Origin of the sequence: Paracraurococcus lichenis, from assembly GCF_030657435.1 — a bacterium.
In the GTDB taxonomy this organism is placed as follows: domain Bacteria; phylum Pseudomonadota; class Alphaproteobacteria; order Acetobacterales; family Acetobacteraceae; genus Paracraurococcus; species Paracraurococcus lichenis.
Window position 1 is genome coordinate 1 of the sequence record NZ_JAUTWS010000291.1, and the last position, 1,461, is coordinate 1,461.

A 1,461-nucleotide genomic window follows, 5' to 3' on the forward strand; every position below is an offset into this window, starting at 1 on the left:
CCTCCAGGGTGACGCCCTTGCCAAGGACGCGCGCTTCGCCATCAGCATCTATCGCGCCGCCGTGGACACAGGAACGATGAACCGCGTCCACCTACAACGCAAATGAAGCCCGCTCTACGCGGAAGGACGCACGACCACCGCCATCCAAAAGCGCCAAAGTCCAGATAACCCCGAATGCGGGTAGGGCTACGTGCGTCCACACCGCTGATCCGTGCACCACACTGCAGCCGACCCGGATGCAGCGTGACATCGCCGGGCGCGGCGGGCGCGACGGAGCCGCCCTCCACCGGCAGCCCGGCTTGCTTCCAGGCCGCGAAGCCACCATCCAGGATCCTCACCCGGGGCAGTCCGGCCCAGCGCAGGACCCACCAGGCACGGCCCGCGGGTCCTCCGGTGGTGTCGTCATAGATGACAATGTCGCTGGCCTCAGACGCGCGGCAAGCTCGCCCGGTTGAGGCCGCCCTCCGCCGGCAAGATCCCGTTCAGGTACAGGATGTAGGCGTCCACAGCGTAGGTCTTGTCAGCGCCAGCACGACTGTTCAGACACCGTCGTAGACGAGCTTGGTAAAGAGCGCCGGGCCGACGACGAACCCGCCCCACCTGGCGTCGTACTCTTCAGTCGGCTTCGCGGCGACGGTCTCGGCGAGCGACCGGCCCTGTCGCTTCAGCGCGGCGACCTTCGCGCGAATGCTGACGAGCATGTCGCGGAACGCGAGCAGCCCGGTGCGGTCGCTGACCGGGGCGCCGTGCCCGGGGATGACGATGGTCGCGTCCGTCGCCGCGGCCAGGTTGGCCTCCGCGGCGCGGATCGCGCCGTCGATGCTGCCGCCCGTCGAGTGATCAATGAAGGGATACACGCCGTTCCAGTAGGTGTCGCCGGCGTGCAGGATGTCGGCCTCGGCGAACCGCACTGAGATGTCGCTGTCGGTATGCGACGGCCCGTAGTACCTCAGCTCCAGGGTCGCGCCGTTCAGCGCCAGTGTCCGGTCCGACTGGAACACCTCCATGGGGAGCGCGGCGGGGGGCAGGGGCGCGAAGTCGGAGTCCCAGTCGTCCACCCGCTGGAGCGTAGCCAGGTGCTTCAAGGTGTTCTCGTGCGCGACGATCCGGGGACCGAGCTCGCAAAGCCACTGGTTGCCGCTGGCGTGGTCGAAGTGCCAGTGCGTGTTGATCAGGTGCGTGACCGGCCCTGGGCCGAGATCCTCGAGCGCGGCGGCCATCTGCCGGCGTGAGACCTCGATGCCGGCGTCCACCATGACCTTCCCATCACGTCCGGTGAGGACGGCGACGTTGCCGCCGGAGCCCGGGAGTGTCAAAAACCTGGGGCAAGCCGCTTGCCGGGCCCCGGCTGGTCGACTTGGCTGGGGCCGGACCACAAGGGCGGGCCTGATGCAGTGGACGGTGCGGCTGGACGCAAAGACGGACCAGGGCGAGGTGGAGACGACCGAGCTGGTCACGTTT

1 protein-coding gene and 1 pseudogene are annotated in these 1,461 nt (G+C 68.4%); both read right to left on the bottom strand.

The features are described from left to right. Positions 1-41 precede the first annotated feature (41 nt). Positions 42-419, bottom strand: a pseudogene (locus Q7A36_RS39770) (sulfurtransferase); the annotation flags it as partial. Positions 420-539: 120 nt separating this feature from the next. Further along, complete coding sequence (locus Q7A36_RS39775) at positions 540-1,457, bottom strand: MBL fold metallo-hydrolase (RefSeq protein WP_370655808.1); 918 nt, start codon at positions 1,455-1,457, stop codon at positions 540-542. Positions 1,458-1,461 lie beyond the last annotated feature (4 nt).